Below are 21,132 nucleotides of genomic sequence, written 5' to 3' on the forward strand. Positions count from 1 at the left end.
CTCAGAACTCCACGCCGCGCTGCGCCTTCACACCTTGTTCGCGATACGGATGCTTGATCGCGCGCATTTCGGTGACGAGGTCGGCGGCTTCGATCAGCGCGTCGGGCGCATGGCGTCCGGTCACGACGACATGCAGCATCGGCGCACGCGCTTTGATCACGGCGAGCACTTCGTCGAGCGGCAGGTACTCGTACTTCAGCACGGTGTTCAGCTCGTCGAGGATCACCATCTGGTAGTCGCCGCTTTCGATCATCCGCCGCGCTTCGTTCCAGCCCTTGCGCGCGGTCGCCATGTCGGCCTCGCGATTCTGCGTGTTCCACGTATAGCCGTCGCCCATCGTGACGAAATCGCATTGCGCGATCGCGCCGAGGAAATCGCGCTCCGACGTATGCAGCGCGCCCTTGATGAACTGCACGACGCCGAGCCGCATGCCGTGGCCGAGCACCCGCACGGCCATGCCGAATGCGGCCGTGCTCTTGCCCTTGCCGGTGCCGGTGTTGACGATCAGCAGCCCTTTTTCGACGGTCGCGCTGGCCTGCTTCTTTTCGTGGCCTTCGCGGCGGCGTTCGGTCATGCGTTGATGCGATTCGGGATCGGTTTTCATCGTGGGTCCTGGTCTTGAGGGGCGTGATGGACGGGCGGTACGTCGCCGGGTGCGGTGTCGTTCGCCACCGCGATCGCGACTGTGATGCCGGCGAGCACCGTCTTGCGTATGATCAGACGCGCGTTTTGCGCGATAGTCGCGGAGTTCGCTGCCGCTGCCGCCAGCAACGCGCACGGCTCGCACACACCGTCGATACCGAGATGCGCGCGCGCGGCCGCCGACGGCGACGCGACCGGTGCGGCGGCGATCTGCTCGCGGCTGAACAATTGCAGCGGCAGTTGATGGCGCGAACAGAATTCGAGCAGACCTGCTTCGTTGGCTTTGGTGTCGATCGTCGCGATGGTGCCGATCTGCTCGAAGGCATTCGAGCCGAGTGCTGCGCGCACGGCGGCTTCGATGTCAGCGGCATTGCTGTGCAAGCGGCAACCAATGCCGACGCTCAGCGTTTTGATCGCGCTCGCGGCTTGTTCGTGATCAACCCGGCCGTCGCGCGTGGCCGCTTCACGCGCAAGCGCGAGCGAAGCCACGCCGCCGATCACGACGATCGCCGGCGAGCCGAGCCCCGCGCGCACGACCGCCTCGGCAAACTCGCGAAGCGGCGCGAGCACGTGACGCTGGTCGTGTCGCGTCGCCGATTCGATCGCCGCGCAGGGCGTATCGGCGGACATCCCAGCCGCGAGCAACGCGCCGACGATTTCGCCGAGCCGCCGCATGCCCATATAGATCACGAGCGTCATGCGCGTCGCGGCGAGCGCGGCCCAGTCCGGCTCGCCGCTGCCGGCGCCGTGGCCGGTGACGAACACGACACCCTGTGCGTAATCGCGATGCGTGACCGCGATGCCGAGCGTCGCGGGTGCAGCGATGCCGGCCGTGATGCCGTTGATCACGTCGACGTCGATGCCCGCCGCCTGCAGCGCCTGCAACTCTTCGCCGCCGCGGCCGAACACGAACGGATCGCCGCCCTTGAGCCGCGCCACGCTGCGCCCCGCGTGCAGATGCCCGAGCATTTGCGCGACGATATCGGCTTGCGGCGTCGACGGATGGCCGCCGCGCTTGCCCACGTACACGACTTGCGCGTTGGCGCGTGCGAACTGCAGTACGTCGGGATTGACCAGATCGTCGACCAGCACGACATCGGCCTGCGCGAGCGCACGGGTGGCCTTCAGCGTCATCAGTTCGACGTCGCCGGGACCGGCGCCGATCAGCCAGGCGCGCGTCATCGCGGCGTGCATGGCGCATGCCATGCGGAGATGGGAGGAGAGAAGCGGCGCGCGACGGTGCACGCGGCAGTGAATATAGAGGTCATGCGGTACAGCGAATCCGGGCGCGGCCACTCGTGCGGTTCGCGGCGGATTCTTCAGAGAGAACGCCACGACACGCGCGATGCCGCGCTGCTACGCCTTCACATCCGTTCCCCGCGGATTCCGGCGGCCGGCGGCGCAACCTGATGCACGGATGCATGCGGCGCCGCCTCCGCGTCTGGCCGGTATCCGGGCTGGCGGCCTCACGCGCTTCGCCTTCCCGTCCCGGTTTGCAGATTCGCGAGGACAGTGGCATCAAAAAACGCATGCGCGGCACGGCGGAATCGAAGCTGAATCGAATCGCGCGCCGCAGGTCGCTTACCGTTGCGGGGACAGCACAGGTTGAACGCACGAGGCGCTGCCTGTTTCCCGTTTAACTGCACACGCGAGCGCATGTGCGGGCACCAAACGCGCGCATACGATAGCACATGGCGCCTTGCCGGATAAGCGTCGGCGGCGCTTTCCGGCACCGTGCGTTCCTTGACTGCGCAAGGCCGCGGGCCTACACTCGCACGCACTTTGGGTGCTCGCGTGCGCGTTCCTGCGCATGCAGTTAAACGGGAAACAGGGAGCCATCTGCGCTAGAGCGGCTAACCTGTGCTGTCCCCGCAACGGTAAGCGAAAAGCGGTTCCGGCTTGATAGCCGGGCGCCGCGGTGCCGGCTTCGATGTCCTCGCGCAAGGTCGCGTCGACATATCACCACTGGACGAGAAACCACTCGTCCGGGAAGGGGAAGCGGCGCTTTCGCCAGCCCGGATACCGGCCCGAAGAAGCAGAACGACCGCCGCGGGGATGCGGCGGCGCGTTCATGACCTCAGTTCCGCTTTCTGAATTTCCGTTGTCGCGGCAATGCCGTCGTTCGTCCCCGTGTCTGGTGATCGCTGGTACTGTTGCGCGTGCTTCATTCGCTCCATTCGCCAGCCGATGCAGGCCGAAGCGCGGACTTTGCGGCAGACCGATGCAACGCAAAGGGATGGACCTCACGATGCAAACTCAATTGCGCAAGATTCCCGTCACGATCGTCACCGGCTTTCTCGGCAGTGGCAAAACTACGTTGCTGCGGCACATTCTTCAGCATGCGGGCGGCAAGCGCATCGCGGTGATCGTCAACGAGTTCGGCGAACTCGGCATCGACGGCGAAATCCTCAAGGGCTGCGGTATCGGTTGCGATGAAAACGGCGTCGAGACCGAAGGGCAATTGTATGAACTCGCGAACGGTTGCTTGTGCTGCACCGTGCAGGAAGAGTTTTTCCCGGTGATGGAGAAGCTCGCGGAACGGCGCGATGAACTCGATCACGTGCTGATCGAAACGTCGGGGCTCGCATTGCCGAAGCCGCTCGTGCAGGCGTTCAACTGGCCGCAGATCCGCAATGGCTTCACGGTCGACGCGGTGGTGACGGTGGTGGACGGCCCGGCCGCCGCAAGCGGCCAGTTCGCCGATAATCCGGTCGCCGTCGATGCGCAGCGCAAGGCCGATCCGAATCTCGATCACGAGTCACCGCTGCACGAGCTGTTCGAAGACCAGTTGTCGGCCGCCGATCTGGTGATTCTGAACAAAACCGATCTGATCGACGACGCGCGCCAGCACGAAGTGGAAGCCGCGATCCGCGCTGAGATTCCGCCGCAAGTGAAGATCGTGCGCGCGCAGCGGGGACAGCTCGACCTGCATACGCTGCTGGGGCTCGAGGCGGCGTCGGAACAGACGATCCATCTGCGTCACGACCACCACGGTTCCGCCGACGACCCCGATCATCACCACGACGAATTCGATTCGGTCGTCGTGCAGGCATCGGTGCCGTCGCGCGACGCGGCGCTCGCCGCGTTGCAGACGCTGGTCGAAAACCACGCGATTTACCGTGTCAAAGGCTTCGCGGCGCTGCAGGGCGCGGCGATGCGTCTCGTGATCCAGGGCGTGGGCCGGCGCTTCGACAGCTACTTCGACCGGCGCTGGCAGGCGGGCGAAAACGGCGACGGCGCGTTGAGCCGCTTCGTGCTGATCGGCGAAGACCTCGATCAACCCGCGCTGCAACAGGCGTTCGACGCGGCGCTCGGCGCGACGTCGAACGCGACGGCATAACGGACGCACCAGCATGCATCTGCTGCGCACGACGCCGGGCGGCTTCGTCGACGATACGCAGGGCGTGATCCGCATCGATCAGCAGCCCGCCGATATCATCGTGCTCAGTTCCGCCGACACCACGCTGTCGCTGCTCGCGAGCGTGGTGCCGCGTCTCGGCGATGGCTTCCCGAGCCTGCGGCTCGCGAACGTCACGTATCTGCGTCAGCCGGCCTCGGTCGATTTCTATCTCGACGACGTGTTGCAGCATGCGCGCGTGGTCGTCGTCGATCATCTAGGCGGCGAAGCGTATTGGCCGTACGGCATCGAGCAGGTCGTCGCGCTCGCGCAGCGCAAGCAGCAAACGCTGGCGATGTTTTCCGGCGACCTGCAGGAAGATCCGAACCTGCTCGCGCGCAGCACGGCGAGCGCCGAGTTGTGTCAGCAGTTGTGGCGCTATCTGCGCGAGGGCGGTCCGCAGAACGCAGAGGCGTTTTTGCGCTGCATCGCGTATCGCGCATTCGACTGGGGGAGCGAGCCCGAGCCGCCGCGCGCATTGCCGGCCGCGTCGCTGTATCACCCCGAGCGCGATACGCCCACCGTCGCCGATTGGCAGGCGCGTTGGCGCGAGGACGCACCGGTCGTCGCGATTCTGTTTTACAAGGCGCATCTGCAGGCCGCCAATACCGCGGTGTTCGATGCGCTGATCGATGCGCTCGAAGCGCAAGGGCTCAATCCGCTGCCGCTTGCGATCACGTCGTTGAAGGATGCGATGAGCCGCGATGTCGTGCAGTCGCTGTGCGCGCAACATGGCGTCGCGCTGGTGCTGAACACGACCGCGTTCGCCGCGTCCGCGATCGACGACCCCGAGCCGCTAGCGCTCGCCGGCGACGCGCCGGTGTTCCAGGTGATCCTGAGCGGCGGCAATCGCGAAGACTGGCTGAAGGACAACCACGGCCTCAATTCGCGCGACATTGCGATGCACGTCGCGCTGCCTGAAGTGGACGGCCGCATCATCACGCGCGCGATCAGCTTCAAGGGGCTCGCGTATCGCTGTGCGCATACGCAGGTCGACGTGGTCCGCTATCAGCCGGACCTCGAACGGGTGCGCTTTCTCGCCGAGCTGAGCCGCCGCTGGTGCCGTCTGCGTTCGCTCGATAACGCCGACAAGAAAGTCGCGTTGATTCTCGCGAACTATCCGATGAGCGAAGGGCGCATCGGCAATGGCGTGGGGCTCGATACGCCGGCGTCGGTGGTCGGCATTCTGTCGATGCTGCGCGATGAAGGCTATCGTGTCGGCGAATTGCCCGACGACGGCGACGCGCTGTTGAACAGGCTGACCGAAGGCGTGACCAACGATCCCGTGGTGCGCGATCTGCGTCCGGCCCTGCAAAGCCTTGCACTCGACGACTACCTCGCGCATTTCGACGCGTTGCCGGCGAGCGTGCGCGACGCGTTGAACGCGCGCTGGGGCAAGCCCGCGCAGGACCCGACGCTGCGGCGCGGTCGCTTCATGATCGCGGGCTGGCGCTGCGGGCAGGTGTTCGTCGGCATTCAGCCTTCGCGTTCCCGCGAGCAAGGCGACTACGCGAGCTATCACGATGCGGAGCTCGTACCGCCACATGCCTACCTCGCGTTCTACTTCTGGCTGCGCCATCAGTTCGGCATCGACGCGGTCGTGCACGTCGGCAAGCACGGCAACCTGGAATGGCTGCCGGGCAAAAGCGTCGCATTGAGCGACGCGTGCTGGCCCGATCTGATTCTCGGACCGATGCCGCATCTGTATCCGTTCATCGTCAACGATCCGGGCGAGGGCAGCCAGGCGAAGCGGCGCGCGCAGGCGGTGATCATCGATCATCTGATGCCGCCGCTGACGCGCGCTGAAAACTATGGGCCGCTGCAAGACCTCGAACGCCAGGTCGACGAATACTACGAAGCCTTGATGGTCGATGCGCGTCGCGCGAAGCTCTTGCGTCGCACGATTCTGACGACGATCGTCGAGCATCGGCTGCACGAAGAGCTGAGTCTCGCGGCGCCGAACGGACAGCACGATGAAGACGCGCTGCTCACGCGCGTCGATGCGTGGCTGTGCGAGCTGAAGGAAGCGCAGATTCGCGATGGCCTGCATACGTTCGGGCAGTCGCCGCGCGGCGTGCAGCGGCGCGATACGTTGCTCGCGCTCGGGCGCTTTCCGATCGGCGATGGACAGGGCGGCAACGCAGGACTCGTCGACGCGCTGGCGCGCGATCTGCGCATCGATCATCTGTTCGATCCGTTGAGCGTGGATTGGGCCGCCGCATGGGACGGCCCACGCCCCGAGGTATTGCAGCGGGTCAGTGACGCACCGTGGCGACATTGCGGCGATACGCGCGAGCGCCTGGAGTTGCTCGCGGGCGAACTGTTGCGCGGCGTCTGCGGTGTCGATCGCGATGACGCGGATCGTTCGCAGGCCGTTGCCGTAGCCGACGAAAATCTGCCGCAAGCGGCACAGGTGATCGCACGCCTGCGCGACGCCGTGCTGCCGCGCCTCGACGCTTGCGGCCCGCATGAAATGACGCAGCTCAAGCGCGGCCTCGAAGGACGTTTCGTGCCGCCGGGTCCAAGCGGTTCGCCGTCGCGCGGCCGGCCCGACGTATTGCCCACCGGCCGCAACTTCTATTCGGTCGACACGCGCGCGGTGCCGACGCAAGCCGCCTGGGCACTCGGCCTGAAATCGGCGCAGCAACTGATCGAGCGGCATCTGCAGGAGCATGGCGATTATCCGCGCGCGATCGGCCTGTCGGTCTGGGGCACCGCGACGATGCGCACCGGCGGCGACGATATCGCGCAGGCGCTCGCGCTGCTCGGCGTGCGGCCGAAGTGGGCGCCGGGCAGTCATCGCGTGACGGACTTCGAGATCATGCCGATCGAAGCGTTCGACCGGCCGCGTATCGACGTTACGTTGCGCGTATCCGGCTTCTTTCGCGACGCGTTCGCGAACGTGATGCATCTGTTCGATGCTGCCGTGCAAGCGGTCGCCGAACTCGATGAGCCCGCGGAGCTGAATCCGATTCGCGCGCGCGTGCTGCGCGAACGCGATGCGCTGATCGCGCGCGGCATGGACCCGGTCGAGGCGCGCAAGCGCGCCGGCTGGCGCGTATTCAGTGCGCGACCCGGCGCGTACGGCGCGGGTCTGCAGCAGATGATCGATTCGCGCCAATGGCAGAGCGACGCCGACCTGGCGAACGCGTATCAGGCGTGGGGCGGATATGCGTATGCGCAAAAGAGCGCCGGCGAGGAAGCGCATCACGCGTTTGGCGCCCGCCTCGCAGCGATGGACGTGGTGCTGCAGAACCAGGACAACCGCGAGCACGACGTGCTCGATTCGAACGACTACTACCAGTTTCAGGGCGGCATGGTCGCGGCGGTACGGCATCTGGCCGGTCAGCAGCCGCGCGTCTATCACGCCGATCACAGCAATCCTGCCGCGCCGCGCGTGCGCACGTTGCAGGAGGAGATCGCGCGCGTGATCCGCTCGCGCGTGGTCAATCCGAAATGGCTCGATGGCGTGAAGCGCCACGGCTACAAGGGCGCGGCCGAGATCGCCGCGACCGTCGACTATCTGTATGGCTACGACGCGACCGCGCGCGTGATCGCGGATCATCAATACGCGCTCGTCGCCGATGCTTATCTGAACGACGCCGACACCCGCGCGTTCATGCAAAGGCACAATTCCCATGCGCTGCATTCGATCTGCGAGCGTTTGCTCGAAGCGATGCAGCGGGGGCTGTGGCAGCAGCCGGGCGACTATCGCGCGCAGGTGGAAGCGCATCTGCTTGCAAGCGAACAGCAAATCGAAGGAAGACAAACATGAATGGAGCGATGCGAGGAACGGACGGCGTAGGCAGCGCGGGCTCTGCGTCGGGCACGGCGTCGCGGCCGGTTTTTCCGTTTGCGGCGCTGATCGGCCAAGCCTCGTTGCAGCAGGCGCTGGTGCTCGCGGCGATCGATCCGGGTCTGGGCGGCGTACTGATCAGCGGACCGCGCGGCACCGCGAAGTCGACCGCCGCGCGCGCGCTCGCCGAGCTGCTGCCGGAAGGGCAGCTCGTGAATCTGCCGCTTGGCGCGAGCGAGGATCGTCTGATCGGCACGCTCGATATCGAAACCGTGTTGCGCGACGGCTCTTTGCGCTTCTCGCCGGGGCTGCTCGCGAAGGCGCATCGCGGCGTGCTGTACGTCGATGAAGTCAATCTGCTGCCCGACGCGCTCGTCGATGCGTTGCTCGATGCGGCGGCGAGCGGCGTGAATACTGTCGAACGCGATGGCGTGTCGCATAGTCATGACGCGAGCTTCGTGCTGATCGGCACGATGAATCCCGAAGAGGGCGAGTTGCGGCCCCAGCTGATCGACCGCTTCGGTCTGATGGTGGAGTTGCAGAACGCGTTCGAGCCGCAGGTGCGGCAGGCGATCGTCAAAGCGCGGTTCGCGTTCGATCTCGATCCCGCCGGGTTTCGTGCCGCCTACGCGGAGCAGCAGGCTTCCTACGTGCAGCGAATTCGCTCGGCGCGTGCGGCGCTGCCGCTGCTGTCGTTCGATGACGCCGTCCATGCGCGCGTGAGCACGCTATGCATCGACGCGGCCGTCGACGGCCTGCGCGCCGATCTCGTGATGCTGCGCGCGGCGCGCGCACTGGCCGCGTTCGAACGGGCGGATGCGGTGACGGTCGGACATGTGGAGCGCGTCGCCGATGCGGTGCTGCTTCATCGGCGGCGTCAACATGGTTCACCGCGTGCGAATCAGAGTCATCCGGAAAGCGAGGCGCGGTCGCAAGGCGTCGATCGGGGTGCGTCTGGCGATACGGCGAGATCTTCCGCCGACTCCGACTGGGGCTACCTGCCGGCCGAGCCGACCGCGACTGTGCCCGTCAAACGCGTCATTCCGCTCGACGTAAAAAAACGCTGAGCCATCGGAAGGGCGCCGCCGCTGACTCGCGCAGCGGTTTTCGATGGCGGCAAGGCGTGAGCGCGGGCTCGCGCGATGTGTCGCGCGGCGAACCGGGCCGGCGCATTGCCTGGCCACCGACGCTCGCGGCGATGCGAGAGCGCACGCTGCGTCGCGAGCATCTGCGCTTCGCACGCGAAACGCCGCGCGCCGGTGTGCTGCATTGTTTCGTGCTCGATTGCTCAGGGTCGATGCTGGCGGGCCAACGCCTCGCGCTCGCGAAGGGTCTACTGACTGCCTTGTTCGACCGTGCGAGTGGGATGCGCGCCGAGGCCGCGCTGATCTGCTTCGGCGGTGGGGGCGCGGACGTCCGCTTCGGCCCCGCCGTGCCGCGCTGGTGGAACGAGCGATGGCTTGCGCCCGTGGGCGGAGGCGGCGGCTCGCCGCTCGCGTCGGGCGTGCGTAGCGCCGCGCACTTGCTGGCGCGCAGTGCACGACGGCGGCCGGCCCAGCAGCGCTGGCTCTGGATTCTGACCGACGGCCGCACGCGCGACGAACCCGCGCGGCCGGCCGCCGCCGATGAAGTCGTGTTCGTCGATTTCGAGCGTGGGGCGATACCGCTCGGCCGTTGCAAGGTGCTGGCCGAGGCGTGGGGAGCGCGGCGGTTGACACCGGAAGAGTTGATCGGCTGATCGACGCGTGCCCAGCGAGGTCGGCCAACTGCGTCGGCACGAGCGTTGGTTGCTGGCCGTAGCGCTTATTTCAGTCCGTTGGACCAGTGCTGCACATCCTCCTGACGATCGAACACGAACACCTTCATCGCCATCTGGTGAGCGGAATCGAGTTGATCCAGTTCGAGCCCATGCATGGACGGCTCGCCAGGCGTCTTGCCCTTCTGAACATTGCGGATCACTGCCGTCGTCTCGATCTGCGAATCGTACTCGGCCGACTTCAGCCGGAACGCGATGCGTAGGCGCTCGCCGACCTCGCCCAACGTCCATGACGCACACAATGACATGCCGAGTGCGCTGATGCCTTTGGCGAGTCCGAGGCCTTCGTACGTGTCGCCGGTCCCACCGATGCCGAACCGCACGGGCAAATGCGCGTGGACGCGGATCGATTTGCGCTCGCGTAGCCGGCGGACCAAGCCAGGTCTCGACAACACCACATAGTCGAACGGCACGCGGCAGACTGCTTCTACCGTGCAGACGAAACGGAACACGGCTTGACTCGCGATCGCGACGAGTTCGACGTTATCGCCGGGCGTGAGCGGCAGCGGCTGGCCGTGCTGCATCGGAGGCGTGACGAACAGCGCATGATTTGGCGCGAAACCGATGATGCGGCATGGGTGCATCGGCGCGCCGCTGCCGAGTTGCGAACGCATGCCGATCAATGCGCCGATCTCGAGGTGCATGTCCTTCAGCGTCAACTCGCCGGTGTGATCAGGCAGAGCCTCGGGCGCCGGCGGTTGTTGGGCGCCGAGGTCGTGCAGGTCGCCGCGGTGCGGGTGGAAGTGTTGAAACAGAAAGGCGCGTTCGTCGGCGGTCGCGAGCGTCGTCGCGCTTGCGAAGAGCAGCGTGCCGTCGGCATCGACGATCGGCCATGGGAGCGGTGTGCCTACCGGCACCGAATCAGGCTCAAGAACCGGCGATGCAGCGGCGCGCTGGGTTTCCTCGACGGGTGCGTCGACGGGATTGTCCATAGTCGGCAGCTAATTTAAGTGGCGGGATGATCTGATTGACGGCGAGCAAGGGTAAAACTTTAATTTGGGGAGCGGCGGTCGGTTCGAGCTGTGCTCGGACTATTTTGTTTTGTCGGTATCTGGATCTCGGTGAATTGAATCTGAAGGCTAACTATTTTTGCTTCTTTTTGGGGCTGACGTGAGTTGACTCTTTTGGGGGTTCTCGGTGATTAGATGGAGACGAGAGCCTTTTGCTCACAAAAGAAATTCGCAGAAGGGGCTTGACGCGTTGTCGATCGCTCTCCATAATCTCGTTTCTCTGCTGCAGACGCAGCGACGCAAACGAAGCAGTGCCGGGTGGTGGTGGTTCAGGCGCAGCGGGTTTCGCGGATCGATCTTTAAAAACTAACAGCCGATAAGTGTGGGCGCTTGATGCGGAATGCGGCGGCGGATTCTTCGGAGTCTGCTGCAAGGCAAAAGTATCAGAAGCCTCACACAGTATTAGAGGAAGGTTTATCTGTCGAAAGACGGATCAATCATCGTCAGTACGTTGAGTGAGCGACCGGTTCGTAACTGAACCGAAAACAGTAACAGGTTTGAACTGAAGAGTTTGATCCTGGCTCAGATTGAACGCTGGCGGCATGCCTTACACATGCAAGTCGAACGGCAGCACGGACTTCGGTCTGGTGGCGAGTGGCGAACGGGTGAGTAATACATCGGAACGTGTCCTGGAGTGGGGGATAGCCCGGCGAAAGCCGGATTAATACCGCATACGCTCTGTGGAGGAAAGCGGGGGATCTTTCGGGACCTCGCGCTCAAGGGGCGGCCGATGGCAGATTAGGTAGTTGGTGGGGTAAAGGCCTACCAAGCCGACGATCTGTAGCTGGTCTGAGAGGACGACCAGCCACACTGGGACTGAGACACGGCCCAGACTCCTACGGGAGGCAGCAGTGGGGAATTTTGGACAATGGGCGCAAGCCTGATCCAGCAATGCCGCGTGTGTGAAGAAGGCCTTCGGGTTGTAAAGCACTTTTGTCCGGAAAGAAAACCTCTGGGTTAATACCCCGGGGGGATGACGGTACCGGAAGAATAAGCACCGGCTAACTACGTGCCAGCAGCCGCGGTAATACGTAGGGTGCGAGCGTTAATCGGAATTACTGGGCGTAAAGCGTGCGCAGGCGGTGCTGTAAGACCGATGTGAAATCCCCGGGCTTAACCTGGGAACTGCATTGGTGACTGCAGCGCTGGAGTATGGCAGAGGGGGGTGGAATTCCACGTGTAGCAGTGAAATGCGTAGAGATGTGGAGGAACACCGATGGCGAAGGCAGCCCCCTGGGCCAATACTGACGCTCATGCACGAAAGCGTGGGGAGCAAACAGGATTAGATACCCTGGTAGTCCACGCCCTAAACGATGTCAACTGGTTGTCGGGCCTTCATTGGCTTGGTAACGTAGCTAACGCGTGAAGTTGACCGCCTGGGGAGTACGGTCGCAAGATTAAAACTCAAAGGAATTGACGGGGACCCGCACAAGCGGTGGATGATGTGGATTAATTCGATGCAACGCGAAAAACCTTACCTACCCTTGACATGGATGGAATCCTGGTGAGAGCTGGGAGTGCCCGAAAGGGAGCCATCACACAGGTGCTGCATGGCTGTCGTCAGCTCGTGTCGTGAGATGTTGGGTTAAGTCCCGCAACGAGCGCAACCCTTGTCCCTAGTTGCTACGCAAGAGCACTCCAGGGAGACTGCCGGTGACAAACCGGAGGAAGGTGGGGATGACGTCAAGTCCTCATGGCCCTTATGGGTAGGGCTTCACACGTCATACAATGGTCGGAACAGAGGGTTGCCAAGCCGCGAGGTGGAGCCAATCCCAGAAAACCGATCGTAGTCCGGATCGCACTCTGCAACTCGAGTGCGTGAAGCTGGAATCGCTAGTAATCGCGGATCAGCATGCCGCGGTGAATACGTTCCCGGGTCTTGTACACACCGCCCGTCACACCATGGGAGTGGGTTTTACCAGAAGTGGCTAGTCTAACCGCAAGGAGGACGGTCACCACGGTAGGATTCATGACTGGGGTGAAGTCGTAACAAGGTAGCCGTATCGGAAGGTGCGGCTGGATCACCTCCTTTCCAGAGCTATGCATTCCTTGCACTCAAGTGCTCACGCTTATCGGCTGTAGTTTGGTAGAAGCAACGCAGACAGACTCAGGGGTCTGTAGCTCAGTCGGTTAGAGCACCGTCTTGATAAGGCGGGGGTCGATGGTTCGAATCCATCCAGACCCACCACTGTCTTGTCTGGTGAGCTGGTCGGGTGAAACCTCTGGAGTGTGTGTTGTGTGAGACTGGGGGATTAGCTCAGCTGGGAGAGCACCTGCTTTGCAAGCAGGGGGTCGTCGGTTCGATCCCGTCATCCTCCACCAATCCTCAATGCGCAGGGTTCTGCATGAAGGCAGAGCGTTGCGCATTGGCGATTGAGCCAGTCAGAGCGGTACACGATCAAATCGTGATATCGGCTGTCGTTCTTTAACAATCAGGAAGAAGTAGTAAAGAGATTCACGAAAGCGTACCTGGAGATGGGTGCGTGAGTAGGTGAATCAGGGTTGTGATTGTATCGATGTATTTTAAGGGAATCGAGAGATTGCCTTTGGAATACGGCGCAACACGAATACTCAACCTGTAGCGGCATGTGATCTGCGGTGAGCAATCATTGAGACACACCCGTTATAGGGTCAAGCGAACAAGTGCATGTGGTGGATGCCTTGGCGATCACAGGCGATGAAGGACGCGGTAGCCTGCGAAAAGCTCCGGGGAGCTGGCAAACGAGCTTTGATCCGGAGATGTCCGAATGGGGAAACCCACTCCTAATGGAGTATCCATGACTGAATCCATAGGTCATGTGAAGCGAACGCGGTGAACTGAAACATCTAAGTAACCGCAGGAAAAGAAATCAACCGAGATTCCCAAAGTAGTGGCGAGCGAAATGGGATCAGCCTGTACTCTTTATTCTCATTGTTAGTCGAACGCTCTGGAAAGTGCGGCCATAGCAGGTGATAGCCCTGTAGACGAAAACAGCGGGAAAGAACTGGGTGTACGACAAGTAGGGCGGGACACGTGAAATCCTGTCTGAAGATGGGGGGACCATCCTCCAAGGCTAAATACTCGTGATCGACCGATAGTGAACCAGTACCGTGAGGGAAAGGCGAAAAGAACCCCGGGAGGGGAGTGAAACAGATCCTGAAACCGCATGCATACAAACAGTCGGAGCCTCGTAAGGGGTGACGGCGTACCTTTTGTATAATGGGTCAGCGACTTACATTCAGTGGCGAGCTTAACCGATTAGGGCAGGCGTAGCGAAAGCGAGTCCGAACAGGGCGTCCAGTCGCTGGGTGTAGACCCGAAACCAGGTGATCTATCCATGGCCAGGTTGAAGGCACGGTAACACGTGCTGGAGGACCGAACCCACTAACGTTGAAAAGTTAGGGGATGAGCTGTGGATAGGGGTGAAAGGCTAAACAAACCTGGAAATAGCTGGTTCTCTCCGAAAACTATTTAGGTAGTGCCTCGTGTATCACCTTCGGGGGTAGAGCACTGTCATGGTTGTGGGGTCCATTGCGGATTACTTCGCCATAGCAAACTCCGAATACCGAAGAGTGCAATCACGGGAGACAGACATCGGGTGCTAACGTCCGGTGTCAAGAGGGAAACAACCCAGACCGCCAGCTAAGGTCCCCAAATATGGCTAAGTGGGAAACGAAGTGGGAAGGCTAAAACAGTCAGGAGGTTGGCTTAGAAGCAGCCACCCTTTAAAGAAAGCGTAATAGCTCACTGATCGAGTCGTCCTGCGCGGAAGATGTAACGGGGCTAAGCCATATACCGAAGCTGCGGATGCACATTAATGTGCATGGTAGGAGAGCGTTCCGTAAGCCTGCGAAGGTGCACTGGAAAGTGTGCTGGAGGTATCGGAAGTGCGAATGCTGACATGAGTAGCGATAAAGGGGGTGAAAGGCCCCCTCGCCGTAAGCCCAAGGTTTCCTACGCAACGTTCATCGGCGTAGGGTGAGTCGGCCCCTAAGGCGAGGCAGAAATGCGTAGCTGATGGGAAGCAGATTAATATTTCTGCACCATTGTGAAATGCGATGGGGGGACGGATCGCGGAAGGTTGTCCGGGTGTTGGAAGTCCCGGTCGCTGCATTGGAGAGGGTGCCCTGGCAAATCCGGGCACAGGACTCAAGGGTGTGGCGCGAGCTTCTTCGGAAGCGAAGCAACTGGAAGGGGTTCCAGGAAAAGCCTCTAAGCTTCAGTTTCACAGTGACCGTACCGCAAACCGACACAGGTGGGCGAGATGAGTATTCTAAGGCGCTTGAGAGAACTCGGGAGAAGGAACTCGGCAAATTGGTACCGTAACTTCGGGATAAGGTACGCCCTGGTAGCTTGACTGGCCTGCGCCAGAAGGGTGAAAGGGTTGCAATAAACTGGTGGCTGCGACTGTTTAATAAAAACACAGCACTCTGCAAACACGAAAGTGGACGTATAGGGTGTGACGCCTGCCCGGTGCCGGAAGATTAAATGATGGGGTGCAAGCTCCTGATTGAAGTCCCGGTAAACGGCGGCCGTAACTATAACGGTCCTAAGGTAGCGAAATTCCTTGTCGGGTAAGTTCCGACCTGCACGAATGGCGTAACGATGGCCACACTGTCTCCTCCCGAGACTCAGCGAAGTTGAAGTGTTTGTGATGATGCAATCTCCCCGCGGCTAGACGGAAAGACCCCATGAACCTTTACTGTAGCTTTGCATTGGACTTTGAACCGGTCTGTGTAGGATAGGTGGGAGGCTATGAAGCGTGAACGCCAGTTTGCGTGGAGCCGTCCTTGAAATACCACCCTGATCTGTTTGAGGTTCTAACCTTGGTCCGTAATCCGGATCGGGGACAGTGCATGGTAGGCAGTTTGACTGGGGCGGTCTCCTCCCAAAGTGTAACGGAGGAGTACGAAGGTACGCTAGGTACGGTCGGAAATCGTGCTGATAGTGCAATGGCATAAGCGTGCTTGACTGTGAGACTGACAAGTCGAACAGGTGCGAAAGCAGGTCATAGTGATCCGGTGGTTCTGTATGGAAGGGCCATCGCTCAACGGATAAAAGGTACTCTGGGGATAACAGGCTGATACCGCCCAAGAGTTCATATCGACGGCGGTGTTTGGCACCTCGATGTCGGCTCATCTCATCCTGGGGCTGTAGCCGGTCCCAAGGGTATGGCTGTTCGCCATTTAAAGAGGTACGTGAGCTGGGTTTAAAACGTCGTGAGACAGTTTGGTCCCTATCTGCCGTGGGCGCTGGATATTTGAAGGGGGCTGCTCCTAGTACGAGAGGACCGGAGTGGACGAACCTCTGGTGTACCGGTTGTCACGCCAGTGGCATCGCCGGGTAGCTATGTTCGGAAGAGATAACCGCTGAAAGCATCTAAGCGGGAAACTCGCCTTAAGATGAGATATCCCCGGGGCTTCGAGCCCCTTGAAGGGTCGTTCAAGACCAGGACGTTGATAGGTCAGGTGTGCACGTACAGTAATGTACTGAGCTAACTGATACTAATTGCCCGTAAGGCTTGATCCTATAACAGGTGTGTCTCGATAACCGTCAGCGCTTCAGCGCTTACGGGTGTCCGATCCCCGAAGGGGATGAAGACATGCCGGTTGAGATCGGTGTTGTGCCAGAAACAACACAACCCCACACACGAATCCTTTACGCTTCTTCCCGATTGGCTGTGGCGCCGGGTTGACCCCAACCTGAGAGCGACGCAGCAACCCGTCATGCCTGATGACCATAGCGAGTCGGTCCCACCCCTTCCCATCCCGAACAGGACCGTGAAACGACTCCACGCCGATGATAGTGCGGATTGCCCGTGTGAAAGTAGGTAATCGTCAGGCTCCTCCAAAGCCAGAAACCCCACCCCCAGCGGTGGGGTTTTTGCGTTTACGCGGCCAATATCGCTCGCTTCACCGCTTCACTACTTTCCAATCCGCAGCGCATCCGCGTAACCCGTCAGTTCCAGATAGGCCCGCCCTATATCCGCATTCTGTTGACTCACCCGCACCGCGCCTTCCCAATACACCGCGCCGGTCGACTGTCGTGAATCGAGTTCCTGATCGTCCATCAGCGGATCGAGTTGCCATGTCAGCGTTCCGGTTCTAATCGTCATCGAGACTGGATACAAAGTATTTGTGTGCGGCGACCGCCACATGCGATGCGGCGTGAAGGAAACTTCGCCGGGGCCGAAGTTCGTTACCTGTCCATCGCGTCTGCGAAGCGTCGCGTGGGCCCAAGTTGCATGTCCATCGCGGTTACGGATCTTGAATGCCATGAGCGCCGAGCCGTCCGTCAAATTGGCGCCGAGCCAATCCCATCCGACCGCATTTGCGTCGAGCAACGTGCTCGACCATTCGTGATCGAGCCATGCGGTACCCGTCACCGCGGCATTGCGCGTCGTGTCGTTTCCATCCGCTGCAGGGCGCACCACAGTGCCCGCCACGCGGAGTTGCGGTTCGCTGTAGTAATAGCTTGCCTGTTCGGGACGCAGTCCTTTGCGCGAGTAACCGCGCTCGCCCTGAATCAGCGGAGGCTGCGTAGGCGTGAGTTGGAGGTGTAGCGAGAATCCGCTTGCGTCCGCGGTGACGTCGTAGTGGCCGTCCGAGGCGCGAATCATTTTCCATGCGTCGAGTTTGACGTCGGTGTTGTCGGGCTTCGCGTAGGCAAGCCCCAGACCTTGGCGAGCGATGCGTTGATCGTGAACGAGGCGTCCGGCTGCTGGATCGCTCAGCGCAGCGTGCGCAATGATCAATTGCGAGGGAGCGAAGGCGCTGGGGTCGGCGGCATCGTGACCGGTCGCGGAACGGAAGAACGTGATCTGGAATCCGAGCGGTCGGTTGTCGGGCGTCGTGAGCCAGCCCGTCGCGTACCACCATTCGGTGCGGAAAGCCGGATGGGCGCCGGCGTCCTGGGGGAACGAAAGCGGATGTTCAGGCGTGACTGCCGCGAAGACGGCCGGCGTGGATGCAGCGGAGTCGCTGCTGGCGGCAAAAGACGGCGACGCAGTGGCTATGCCAACGCAAAGTAGGCTCCTAAAAAGTCGATGAGGGCATCGGAGTGGAGATCTACTGCTACTCCAGATCAACGGCATTCCCCACGCACGCCGCGCAACTCGCATCACCAGTCCTCCTTCACCGCGCGCACTGCATCCACCGACACCGCGCCGCGTCCCGCGACCACCGCCGTCGTGCACGACAGCACCAGCATCGCCAACGCGACCGTGCCCAGCACGAACCACGGTACATGCAGCGACATGCTCCAGTGAAACGACTGCGGATTGACGACGAACACGAGAATCAGGCTGATCGCGAAACCAAGCGCAAAACCGAGCGCAATGCCGGATGCGGTGAGCAGACCGCCCTCCGATGCGAGGATCGCGAGAATCTGCGCGCGCGTCGCGCCGACGTGGCGCAACATGCCGAACTCCCGGGCGCGCGCGAGCGTTTGCGCGGAAAAGGTCGCGGCGACACCGAACAATCCGATCACGATGGCCACCGCCTCGAGCAAATACGTGACCGCGAAACTGCGATCGAAGATGACCAGCGTGCGCGCACGGATCTCCCCGGGTTGCGATAACTCGAGCGAAGCGCCGAACGGCAACGCCTTCAAACCTGCGGCGACTCGTTCGACATTTACACCCGGTTCGACGGTCACGGCGACATCGGTTGCGGTTGAGTCGCCGGTCAGCCGCCGATAATCGGCAAGCCGTATCTGAATCGCGCCACTCTGCCGCGCGTAGTCGCGCCAGACGCCGGCGACGACGAACGTCTGGCCATGCTCGCCGAGCGGCAACCGCACACGTTGACCTAACTGATACCCATACAGGTCGACCATTGCTTCGGAAACCCAAATAGGTATGTCGGCAGCGCGAAGCGCGGACGGGGACAGCACCGCGCCGGTCATCTGCAGAGTCGCGCCCGGATCGGCCGCATCGATCTCGCGGGCCAACAGCGCGACGTCGGGGCGCGCGGGATCGAGCGTCAGATGTGTGATGCGCGAGAACGCTGCGTTGTGAATCCCGGGCACGGTCGCGATGCGCGCCTGTTCATCAGGCCGCAGGCCGCCACTGTCCCCGCTATTGCCGCCGGAGGTGACGCGCACATACAGATCAGCGGACAGCAGATGCGTGATCCAGTCGTCGACGGACACGCGGAAGCTGGCCACCATGATCGCCATCGCTACGATCAGCGCGAAGCTCGACAGCACCCCGCCCATCGCGATCGACGCCTGCCCCGGCGCGTTCGCGAGACGCGCAAGCGCGAGGGTGCTCGTCGCGCTCGCACGGCGTCGCGCGCCGCGCGCGCGGCTCGCCGCGCCGAATATCAGCGCGGTCACGCGCGGCATCAGCGCAATGCCGCCGACGAGCAGCAGCGCGACCGCCAAATATCCGGCGATCGGCGCATCGAACCACGGCGGCACGCGCGTCAGTGCGGCGGCGACCAGCAAACAGCCGAACGCCGGCCACGGCGTCGCGAGCCGCGCCAGCCCGGTTTCCTCGGCTCCGGCCTTGAGTGCCGAGGCAGGTCGTGCGCGTGCCGCATCGATGGCCGGCGCGACGCTGCCCAACATCGACACGGCGACCCCGAGTGCGAGAAACACCGCGCTCGCGAGCGGCTCCAAACCGACCTGCGGTTGCACGCCAGGAAAATAGCCACCCCCGAGATCGCTGCCGAAAAAGTGCAGCGCACCGCTTGCCATCGCGTAGCCGAGCGCAAGTCCACACAACGAGCCGAGCAGCCCGAGCAGCGCGCCTTCGAGCAGGATCTGCCGCAATAGCTGAGCTCGCGTGAGGCCGAGCACGCGTAGCATCGCGAATTGCGAGCGGCGTCGCACGACGCCCAGCGCCTGCGTCGAAAACACGAGGAAAGCGCCGGTGAACAGCGCGACCAGCGCGAGCACGTTCATGTTGATCCGGTAAGCACGCGACAGGCGATCGGTACGGCTCTCAGTATCGCGGGTCTCGGCGACGACCCATGCACTGCCGAGCCGTTGCTGCAGGTCGCGTTTGAAGCGTTGCCGATCGACGCCGCGTTCGAGTTGCACGTCGACGCGCTCCAGCTTGCCCACTTTGCCGAAGCGCCATTGCGCGGCGGCGATGTCCATCACCGCGAGCCGTTGACCGGGCCGCGTGCGCACGAGCCCGCCCGCGACGCGCAGTTGCAGATCCGAGGTGCCGACGCGCAGCGTCACGTGGTCGCCGGTCTTGACGTTCAGCCATTGCTGCGCGGCCGTCGACAGAAATATCGCATCGGAGGCGAGCGTGTCGAACGGGCGGTCAGGGGAGGGCACGCCGACCAGATCGGGCGTGATCCGGCTCGCCTTGAAGACGTCGATGCCGAGAACGGGCAGTGCACCGTTGCGGCCCGGCACCGCGATGTCGAGCGCGAGCACGGGACTCGCCAGCGCGACGCCCGGTTCGTTGGCCAACTGCGGATAAAGCGACTCGTCGACGAAAGACTGCGCGCCGCGCACCTGGAGATCCGCTTCGCCGGACAGGCTGCGCGCGGCCGCCGAGAATTCGTTGAAGGCGGCGCTGTTGATCAATTGCACCGCGTAGCCGAGTGCAACGCCTAGCGCGATCGTCGCGATTGCGACGAGTGCGCGACCGCGATGGCTGCGCCATTCCGCAGCCAGCAGCCAGCGCGCGAGAACGCGGTATCCCGGCGTGCGCGGCAGTGGATGAAGGTCAGCGGCCATCGTCGGTCGAGCGGGCCGCGGCGTGCGCGACGTTCGCGGGTTTATTGCGCGCGGCATGCAAGCCGCCGTCGCTCAGGACCAACACGCGGTCGGCAACGGCTGCCGCGGCTTCCGAATGCGTGACCATGATCGTCGCCGCGCCGGTCGCCTTGCTTTGCGCGCGGAACAGGCCAAGCACGTCGTGCGCGGTGGCGGGGTCCAGGTTGCCTGTCGGTTCGTCGGCGAGAAGCAGCGACGGACGATGCACGAGTGCGCGTGCAATGGCTACCCGCTGCAACTCGCCACCGGAGAGATCTCGTGGGAAGTCGTCGCCGCGTCCGCCGAGGCCGACCGCCGCGAGCATGTCGAGCGCGGCGGCCGTCGGTAGATGATTGAGCAGCAGTGGCAGCGCGACGTTCTGCGCGAGCGTCAGATGCGGCAGCACATGAAACGCCTGGAATACGAAGCCGAGCTTCTGGCGGCGCAGACGCGTCGCGGCGTTGTCGTCGAGCTGCTCGACCGCCCGTCCGTCGATCAGCACACTGCCGCTATCGGCGCGGTCGAGTCCGGCGATCAGGTTGAGCAACGTCGACTTGCCGACGCCCGAGTCGCCCATGATCGCGACGAACTCGCCCGCAGCAAGTGTGAAGTCGAGCTTCGCGAGCACGATGCGGCCGGTGCCGTACCGCTTGCTGAGGCCGCGGCATTCGAGTGCGGGTACGACGTCGTGGTCACGAAGCGTCATGCGAGGAGATCCGGAAAAGAAGCCGGGCGAGGGAGCCGGCCAGGCGAAAAGAGTGTGCCTCGTCGCGC

At 62.7% G+C, this 21,132-nt stretch carries 10 protein-coding genes, 2 tRNA genes, 3 rRNA genes, 1 pseudogene and 2 riboswitches; of the genes and pseudogenes, 9 read left to right on the forward strand and 7 right to left on the reverse strand.

What is annotated here, in order from left to right:
- Position 1: 1 nt before the first annotated feature.
- From cobO to cobA, 3 genes and pseudogenes are all read right to left on the reverse strand, one after another.
- A complete protein-coding gene (gene cobO / locus BC1002_RS19020; RefSeq protein ID WP_013091616.1) occupies positions 2-604 on the reverse strand; it encodes a cob(I)yrinic acid a,c-diamide adenosyltransferase in 603 nt (200 codons plus the stop codon).
- On the reverse strand, positions 601-1,056 hold the full coding sequence (locus tag BC1002_RS39550; protein WP_337999503.1) for a cobalamin biosynthesis protein: 456 nt from the start codon (positions 1,054-1,056) through the stop codon (positions 601-603). The genes cobO and BC1002_RS39550 overlap by 4 nt, the downstream gene beginning before the upstream one ends.
- A gap of 42 nt (positions 1,057-1,098) precedes the next feature.
- Positions 1,099-1,824 (reverse strand): annotated as a pseudogene (gene cobA, locus BC1002_RS39555) (uroporphyrinogen-III C-methyltransferase); the annotation flags it as partial.
- Between the two features lie 244 nt (positions 1,825-2,068).
- Positions 2,069-2,329, reverse strand: a riboswitch (cobalamin riboswitch).
- A gap of 80 nt (positions 2,330-2,409) precedes the next feature.
- Positions 2,410-2,687: riboswitch (cobalamin riboswitch) on the forward strand.
- Between the two features lie 203 nt (positions 2,688-2,890).
- Between cobA and cobW the strand changes: the two are divergent.
- From cobW to BC1002_RS19045, 4 genes are read left to right on the forward strand one after another with little or no spacing between them, the layout of a single operon-like run.
- The gene (cobW, locus tag BC1002_RS19030; RefSeq protein WP_274380054.1) at positions 2,891-3,982 is read left to right on the forward strand and encodes a cobalamin biosynthesis protein CobW; all 1,092 of its coding nucleotides are present in this window, start codon (positions 2,891-2,893) and stop codon (positions 3,980-3,982) included.
- A gap of 13 nt (positions 3,983-3,995) precedes the next feature.
- A complete protein-coding gene (gene cobN / locus BC1002_RS19035) occupies positions 3,996-7,814 on the forward strand; it encodes a cobaltochelatase subunit CobN (protein WP_013091619.1) in 3,819 nt (1,272 codons plus the stop codon).
- Positions 7,811-8,902 carry a magnesium chelatase ATPase subunit I gene (locus BC1002_RS19040; RefSeq protein WP_013091620.1) on the forward strand — a complete coding sequence of 364 codons (1,092 nt, stop codon included), beginning with the start codon at positions 7,811-7,813 and terminating at the stop codon, positions 8,900-8,902. The genes cobN and BC1002_RS19040 overlap by 4 nt, the downstream gene beginning before the upstream one ends.
- A gap of 56 nt (positions 8,903-8,958) precedes the next feature.
- Positions 8,959-9,573, forward strand: a complete 615-nt coding sequence (locus BC1002_RS19045) for a vWA domain-containing protein (RefSeq protein WP_013091621.1) — start codon at positions 8,959-8,961, stop codon at positions 9,571-9,573.
- 65 nt (positions 9,574-9,638) lie between these two features.
- Here BC1002_RS19045 and BC1002_RS19050 read toward each other — a convergent pair whose 3' ends face one another.
- Entirely contained in the window at positions 9,639-10,583 is a 945-nt protein-coding gene (locus BC1002_RS19050) for a flagellar brake protein (RefSeq protein WP_013091622.1), read from the reverse strand.
- A 577-nt stretch (positions 10,584-11,160) separates the two neighbouring features.
- Between BC1002_RS19050 and BC1002_RS19055 the strand changes: the two genes are divergently transcribed.
- From BC1002_RS19055 to rrf, 5 genes are all read left to right on the forward strand, one after another.
- A 16S ribosomal RNA gene (locus tag BC1002_RS19055) occupies positions 11,161-12,693 on the forward strand.
- A 79-nt stretch (positions 12,694-12,772) separates the two neighbouring features.
- Positions 12,773-12,849 (forward strand) — tRNA-Ile (locus BC1002_RS19060).
- A gap of 58 nt (positions 12,850-12,907) precedes the next feature.
- Positions 12,908-12,983 (forward strand) — tRNA-Ala (locus BC1002_RS19065).
- A gap of 307 nt (positions 12,984-13,290) precedes the next feature.
- A 23S ribosomal RNA gene (locus BC1002_RS19070) occupies positions 13,291-16,170 on the forward strand.
- A gap of 200 nt (positions 16,171-16,370) precedes the next feature.
- Positions 16,371-16,484: ribosomal RNA gene (gene rrf / locus BC1002_RS19075) — 5S ribosomal RNA — on the forward strand.
- Together the 16S, 23S and 5S rRNA genes with 2 tRNA genes alongside form the textbook arrangement of a ribosomal RNA operon.
- An 80-nt stretch (positions 16,485-16,564) precedes the next feature.
- On the opposite strand, the gene BC1002_RS19080 is transcribed toward rrf, so the two are convergent.
- Genes BC1002_RS19080 through BC1002_RS19090 form a run of 3 tightly spaced genes read right to left on the reverse strand, consistent with a single transcriptional unit; the run spans position 16,565 to position 21,064 of the window.
- Positions 16,565-17,734: a lipocalin-like domain-containing protein gene (locus BC1002_RS19080; protein ID WP_238537993.1), complete on the reverse strand. Its 1,170-nt coding sequence runs from the start codon at positions 17,732-17,734 to the stop codon at positions 16,565-16,567.
- Between the two features lie 26 nt (positions 17,735-17,760).
- Positions 17,761-20,340 (reverse strand): FtsX-like permease family protein, encoded by a 2,580-nt coding sequence (locus tag BC1002_RS19085; protein ID WP_013091624.1) that lies wholly within the window; start codon positions 20,338-20,340, stop codon positions 17,761-17,763.
- On the reverse strand, positions 20,330-21,064 hold the full coding sequence (locus BC1002_RS19090; protein WP_013091625.1) for an ABC transporter ATP-binding protein: 735 nt from the start codon (positions 21,062-21,064) through the stop codon (positions 20,330-20,332). The genes BC1002_RS19085 and BC1002_RS19090 overlap by 11 nt, the downstream gene beginning before the upstream one ends.
- Between the last annotated feature and the right edge of the window lie 68 nt (positions 21,065-21,132).

It is taken from the genome of Paraburkholderia atlantica, from assembly GCF_000092885.1.
GTDB classification, from domain to species: domain Bacteria; phylum Pseudomonadota; class Gammaproteobacteria; order Burkholderiales; family Burkholderiaceae; genus Paraburkholderia; species Paraburkholderia atlantica.

Coding starts and splice junctions, on each gene's coding strand:
- cobO (WP_013091616.1), bottom strand. CDS start 604: ATGAAAACCGATCCCGAATCGCATCAACGCATGACCGAACGCCGCCGC.
- cobW (WP_274380054.1), top strand. CDS start 2,891: ATGCAAACTCAATTGCGCAAGATTCCCGTCACGATCGTCACCGGCTTT.
- cobN (WP_013091619.1), top strand. CDS start 3,996: ATGCATCTGCTGCGCACGACGCCGGGCGGCTTCGTCGACGATACGCAG.
- BC1002_RS19040 (WP_013091620.1), top strand. CDS start 7,811: ATGAATGGAGCGATGCGAGGAACGGACGGCGTAGGCAGCGCGGGCTCT.
- BC1002_RS19050 (WP_013091622.1), bottom strand. CDS start 10,583: ATGGACAATCCCGTCGACGCACCCGTCGAGGAAACCCAGCGCGCCGCT.
- BC1002_RS19080 (WP_238537993.1), bottom strand. CDS start 17,734: ATGCCGTTGATCTGGAGTAGCAGTAGATCTCCACTCCGATGCCCTCAT.
- BC1002_RS19085 (WP_013091624.1), bottom strand. CDS start 20,340: ATGGCCGCTGACCTTCATCCACTGCCGCGCACGCCGGGATACCGCGTT.
- BC1002_RS19090 (WP_013091625.1), bottom strand. CDS start 21,064: ATGACGCTTCGTGACCACGACGTCGTACCCGCACTCGAATGCCGCGGC.